Source organism: Mycolicibacterium canariasense (assembly GCF_002101555.1).
In the GTDB taxonomy this organism is placed as follows: domain Bacteria; phylum Actinomycetota; class Actinomycetes; order Mycobacteriales; family Mycobacteriaceae; genus Mycobacterium; species Mycobacterium canariasense.
Map to the genome: position 1 here is coordinate 1 of NZ_LQOL01000071.1, position 5,761 is coordinate 5,761.

A 5,761-nucleotide genomic window follows, 5' to 3' on the forward strand; every position below is an offset into this window, starting at 1 on the left:
ACACACCCAGCCAACCAGACACCCCAATCACAGGCCGACAGCAGCTGACCGTTCTACACCCTCAATCATGAAGAGCCCGATTACGGCTGGCCGCAACAGGAAGGGCCGTGCAGCAGCAACGGTTGTGGTGACACACTGCCCCCGCTGTGGGCGTATCACCACACCTTGCCGCCGGCCAACGTCGGTTCCATCACCTCGGTGCTGTACTACGACGGCACCACCCTGCCCGAGGAATACCGCAACAAGGTGTTCGTCGCCGACTATTCCGTGGGCTGGATCAAGATGCTCACCCTCGACGACCAGTTCGAGAGTGTCATCGACGAGAAGACCCTGGACACTTCCGCCGGAGCGACCGTCCAGCTCAAGCAGGGCATCGACGGCAACATCTACCAGCTGAGCATCTACCCCGGCACGCTGAGCGTCATCACGGCATCCGGCGGCAACAAGGCGCCGGTCGCCGATATCGACGCCTCGGCCACCTATTCCGGAAACGACTCGCTGACTGTCGAATTCGACGGCACCGGCTCCTCCGACCCGGACGGCCCGACCCTCACCTACCAGTGGAACTTCGGTAACGGCCAAACCTCGACCTCGGCAACGCCGACCGTCACCTTCACCAACACCGACGCGAACTACACCGCCTACACCGTGACGCTGACGGTCACCGATGAGGGCGGCAAGACCAACACCGCCACCCAGCGCATCGTGGTGGGTAGCGTCCCGCCCAGCATCCAGCTCGGCAACATCGTGAACAACTACAACGCCGGTGACACCATCACCTTCAGCGCCCAAGCGAGCGATGCTGAGGACGGTGCGGTGTTGCCGCCCAGCGCCTTCGAATGGAAGGTGGTGTTCCATCACAACACCCATACCCACCCGTTCGTCGACAGCATCGTCGGCACCGATGGCAGCGTCACCATCCCCACCACCGCCGACCAGCTGGCCACCACGTGGTATCGGATCCAACTGACCGTCACCGACAGCAGCGGACTCAAGACCACGACCTACAAGGACGTGCTCCCGAATCTGGTGGACTTCACCGTCACGGCGAGCAACCCGGACGCCACCTTCACCGTGGACGGCGTGCCGCATACCGGGTCATTCAGCGAGCAGGGCGTGGTCGGGGTGCAACGCGTGCTGAGCGCACCGTCGACACAGCACACCGCGGCCGGTGAATTGATCTTCATCGGCTGGGGTGACGGCGGGGCGCAGACCCACACCGTCACCACGCCCGCCGGTAACGCCAACTATTCGGTGATCTTCGGGTTGGCGCCCGCGCTAGTCTGAGCGTTCTCGGCCACCACCCCGGCGACCGCCCGTACCTGCCCGACATCCGAGGACGTCGGGATGAGATGGACTTCGTCGGTGCCGATCTCGGCGAACCTGGCCAGCACGGCGGCCAGTTCGTCCTCGGTGCCGGCCCAGCCGGTGTTCGGGGCCATGGCGTCGACATACTCCGCGGGAATCCAGTTCATGTAGCGACGCAGATGGCGGTGAATCTGGTGGCGCGCGGCGTCCTGATCCCCGAGCGCGAACCAGAACGATGTGGCCAACTGCGGTGCGGGCCGGCCCGCCTGCGCCCACGCGGTCCTGGCCACGTCGAACAGTTCGTTCTGTTTGGCGACGTCCAGATCCAGTGTGGTGCCGGCCAATCCGGCCGCCCAGCTGGCGGCGCTGCGCACGGTTTTCGGTCCGAGGGTGCCGATCCACAGCGGTGGACCGCCGGGTTGCACCGGTGCCGGACCGACCGGCAGCACCGAGTCGGTCACCTTTTCCGCGTTCCACACCCGCCGCATCACCGCCACCCGGTCGGCCATCTGCCGCATGGTCTGGGTGGCCGGGTCGGCGCCGGCCGCGAGGTAATCCTCCCGGCGTCCGCCGACGCCGAGCCCGACGGTCAGCCGGCCACCACTGAGCACATCACCGGTCGCGAGCGCTTTGGCCAGCAGCACCGGGTCGTGCAGCTGCGGCACCAGCACGGTGGTCACCAGCCGCACCCGATCGGTCCATGCCGACAGCGCCCCCAGCAGGGTCAGGGCGTCCGGATTGTCGAAGGCGACGCGTTCGCCCCAGCACAGCGACGAGAACGGTCCGTCGTCGACGACCGTCGCCCACCGTTTGAGCACCGCCGCATCCAGGTCCGGTTCCATCACCGGCATCGTCATTCCCACCTGCACCTCCCGGATTCTGGCATGCGCCCCCGCTGCGAAGATGGCGTCATGACGATCTCGACCACATCGATCTCGCACGTGCGACTCACGGTCACCGATATCGAACGCTCCCGGCACTTCTACGAGGGTGTGTTCGGCTGGCCCGTGCTGGTCGAGTTGCCACCGGGCGCCGACGCCGCGACCAGGGAAGCCTTGGCGTTCCTCTACGGCGGGGTGATCTACGACCTGGGCGGCACGCTGATCGGGCTGCGACCGGTGGGAGCGGACCGGTTCGACGAGGACCGCACCGGCCTGGACCATCTTGCCTTCCGGCTGGCGGACAAGGCCGAGCTGGATGCGGCGGCCGAGCATCTGGACGCCCTCGGCATCGTCCACGAACCCGTCAAGGACATCGGCCCGCTGTACGTCCTGGAGTTCCGCGACCCGGACAACATCGCACTGGAGCTCACCGCCCCCAAGTGAGCGGGGGTTATCCCCCGCACGGTTCGGCGGAAAACGCGGTGTCGCCGGGCAGCGCGTATCCATAGGTTGGTCTCATGGTCGCAATCACGTCTAGTACCCCCGCAGATACCGCCGAGCGCACCGACGCCGCCACGACCGTGGTTCCCCACCACCGCACGATCGGGGTGGTGCCCACCGCCTCCATGGTCGCCGGCGCGGCGATCGGCACGGTGTGGTTCTGGATTCCGTTGACCATCATGGTGATCGGCATCTCGTCGATCCCCTCGGTGATCGGCTTCGTGGTATCCGCGGTGGTGTTCGTGTACCTGATGCGCGGCGTGGAATGGATCGAGCGGCTGCGCAGCGAGGCGGTGTTCGGCCAGCAGATCCCGGTACCGCCGCGCCACCTGTCGCCGTACACGGGTTTCCAGCGTTGGGCGCATCAACTGTGGCTCGATGTCAGCAGCAGCCGGTTCTGGAAGGCCACCAGCCAGCACTATCTCCGGATGATCTACGACCTCGCGGTGTGCGGGATCGCGCTGGGCCTGCTGGCGTTCGCCATCCTGGCCCCCGCCTTCGCCTCGGCGATCCGGCGCAGTGACCCCGATTCCGGACTGACCTTCATCTCCCCGCCGCTGGCCTGGCTGCTGGCCATCGTCGCGCTGGCCGCCGCCGTCGCGCTGCTGGTGTTCGGCCCGGCCGTCGACGCGAAGATCGACCGCTGGTTGCTGGCCGCCTCCCCCACCGCCGCCCTCAAATACCAGGTCAGCGCCCTGGCTCAGGCGCGCCAGGGCGCGGTGTCCTCGGCGCAGACCGAACGTCACCGCATCGAACGCGATCTGCACGACAGCGTGCAGCCCCGGCTGGTGTCGCTGGCCATGACCATCGGGCTGGCGCAGACCAAACTCGACACCGACCCGGCCGCGGCCAAGCAGCTCATCGGCGAGGCGCACGCCGACGCGATGAGCGCCCTTGCCGAACTGCGCAACGTGGTGCGCGGGATCGCGCCGACCATCCTCACCGACCGCGGCCTGGACGCGGCACTGTCGGCGGTGGTGCAGCGCACCCAGATCTCCGGGGTACCAACCACCCTCGACGTGCACCTGCCCAGGCGGTTGCCCGACGAAGTCGAATCGGTCGCCTATTTCGTGGTGGCCGAAGCTCTGACGAACGTGGCCAAGCACGCCCAGGCCGGTCAGGCCGTGGTGACGGTGCGTTATGACGAGGCGGGCCGGGTGCTGCACGTGTCGGTGTACGACGACGGCCGGGGCGGAGCCGAGATCGGCGCCGACGAGGACGCCACCGGATTGCGCGGGCTGACCGAACGGGTGCGCGCAGCCGGCGGCACGTTCACGGTGTCCAGCCCGGTCACCGGCCCCACCATCGTGACGGCGGTGCTGCCATGCGGATCGTGATCGCGGAGGATTCGGCGCTGCTGCGGGCCGGGATCGAGCGCATCCTCGCCGACGCCGGCCACGAGGTGGTGGCCGGTGTTCCCGACGCCACCGGGTTGCTGCACCTGGTCAACGAGCAGCACCCCGATCTGGCCATCGTGGACGTCCGGATGCCGCCGACCTTTACCGACGAGGGCATTCGGGCGGCTGCGCTGCTGCGCTCGCAGAACCCGGAATCCCCCGTGCTGGTGCTCTCGCATTATGTCGAGGAGCGCTATGCGGCCGACCTGATCGCCTCGGACACCAAGGGATTCGGCTACCTGCTCAAGGACCGGGTGGCCGATGTCCCCGCTTTCCTCGATGCGGTCGAGGTGGTCGGCACCGGCGGCACCGTGCTCGACCCGGAGGTCGTCTCGCAGATCCTGGTCCGGTCCCGGCGCGGAGCGGCCCTCGACGAGCTGACGCCACGGGAACGGGATGTCTTGCAGCTCATGGCCGAAGGCAAGTCGAACTCGGCGATCAGCGCGGCGCTGCACATCTCGGTCGGTTCGGCCGAGAAGCACATCGCGTCGATCTTCTCCAAGTTGGCACTCACCCCCGATGACAGCGAGAACCGCCGTGTGCTGGCCGTCCTGCGCTACCTCGAATCCTGAAAGGGCTCTCCAGTGACCATCACCTCTCCCGGCACACTCACCCCGCCCGCACCGACCGACCCACCCCAACTGTCCGCCGGCGGACGCGGCGTCATCCGCGTGCTGCTGGTCGGCGTCGCCGTCGTCGTCATCGTCGGCGCGGTCGCCGGACTGGGGGCGCTGGCCTGGGGGCTCAGCGCATTCCGGGTCGTCACCGACCACCAGACGCTGCCCGCGGCCATCCGGTCACTCACCGTCGACACCGCCGATTCGCCGGTGGCCGTGCGCATCACCGCCGACCGCAACGCCACCGAACCCCGCATCGATCTGCGCATGGTGGCCTCCACCCGCAACAGCGACCAGCACTTGCGAGTGACCAACGACGGCAGCGGAACTCACGTCGTCGTCGCCGGCGCGGCGGACGGGCTCTTCGACTTCGGCGACCCGGGCGAGGTCACCGTCACCCTGCCGCCGGAGACCGGGCGCCGGCTCGCGCTGACGGTGCGCCAGAACACCGGGGTGTTGCTGGCCCAGGCCGACCTGGATCAGCTGACCGCGAGCACGTCGGACGGCGCCGTCGTGCTGCGCGGTGCGGTCCGTCGCATCGAGGTGCGCGCCCAGGACGGCGACATCACCGCGCGCGAACCCATCTCGGTGGGCGAATCGTTCGACGCGGCAACCACCCAGGGTGACATCTCGGTGAACTTCGCCGACGTGGCACCGCGCCAGGTGCAGGCGGTGACCCGCGACGGCGACATCTCGCTGTCCGTGCCGGCGCCCGGCCCCTACCTGGTGCACGCCCAGTCCGGCGGGTCCGCCACCGTTCGGGTGCCCGAGACCGGAGACGCCGCCCGCGCCGCCGGGCAGATCACCGCCCGCTCCGACGACGGGAACGTGACCATCGACACGCTCAGGTGAGCGCGGCGATGATCTCCGCGGCCGGGCCGGAGGTGACCTGGCGGAAGCCGGTGCCGGCCCAGATGTTGGTGGCCTGCGGATCCCCGGCCCGCACCGACGCGGCGCGCACGGGGCTGGTCAGGTAATGCGGCTCTTCACAGATGAGGGTGTAGAGGTGGTTGGCGCGTCGTTGCCGGGATAGAGGTCGAGGTCTCTCGAAAATGAG

The 5,761-nt window shown here is 68.4% G+C and carries 6 protein-coding genes and 1 pseudogene; 5 read left to right on the forward strand and 2 right to left on the reverse strand.

Annotated features, from left to right (window positions below):
• The first annotated feature begins 165 nt into the window (after window positions 1–165).
• A complete protein-coding gene (locus AWB94_RS24640; protein WP_062659181.1) occupies window positions 166–1,287 on the forward strand; it encodes a PKD domain-containing protein in 1,122 nt (373 codons plus the stop codon).
• On the opposite strand, the gene AWB94_RS24645 is transcribed toward AWB94_RS24640, so the two are convergent.
• Window positions 1,248–2,165 carry an LLM class flavin-dependent oxidoreductase gene (locus AWB94_RS24645; protein ID WP_062659183.1) on the reverse strand — a complete coding sequence of 306 codons (918 nt, stop codon included), beginning with the start codon at window positions 2,163–2,165 and terminating at the stop codon, window positions 1,248–1,250. The genes AWB94_RS24640 and AWB94_RS24645 overlap by 40 nt on opposite strands.
• Window positions 2,166–2,219: 54 nt before the next feature.
• Here AWB94_RS24645 and AWB94_RS24650 point away from each other — a divergent pair, with 54 nt between their 5' ends.
• From AWB94_RS24650 to AWB94_RS24665, 4 genes are all read left to right on the forward strand, one after another.
• Complete coding sequence (locus tag AWB94_RS24650; protein WP_062659184.1) at window positions 2,220–2,633, forward strand: VOC family protein; 414 nt, start codon at window positions 2,220–2,222, stop codon at window positions 2,631–2,633.
• 74 nt (window positions 2,634–2,707) lie between these two features.
• Window positions 2,708–4,027, forward strand: a complete 1,320-nt coding sequence (locus AWB94_RS24655; RefSeq protein ID WP_062659180.1) for a sensor histidine kinase — start codon at window positions 2,708–2,710, stop codon at window positions 4,025–4,027.
• Window positions 4,015–4,659, forward strand: a complete 645-nt coding sequence (locus AWB94_RS24660; protein ID WP_062659179.1) for a response regulator transcription factor — start codon at window positions 4,015–4,017, stop codon at window positions 4,657–4,659. Before AWB94_RS24655 ends, AWB94_RS24660 begins: the two co-directional genes overlap by 13 nt.
• Window positions 4,660–4,671: 12 nt before the next feature.
• Complete coding sequence (locus AWB94_RS24665; protein WP_064961381.1) at window positions 4,672–5,556, forward strand: DUF4097 family beta strand repeat-containing protein; 885 nt, start codon at window positions 4,672–4,674, stop codon at window positions 5,554–5,556.
• On the opposite strand, the pseudogene AWB94_RS34310 reads toward AWB94_RS24665, so the two are convergent.
• Window positions 5,549–5,761 (reverse strand): annotated as a pseudogene (locus AWB94_RS34310) (nitronate monooxygenase); the annotation flags it as partial. The gene AWB94_RS24665 and the pseudogene AWB94_RS34310 sit on opposite strands and share 8 nt — an antisense overlap.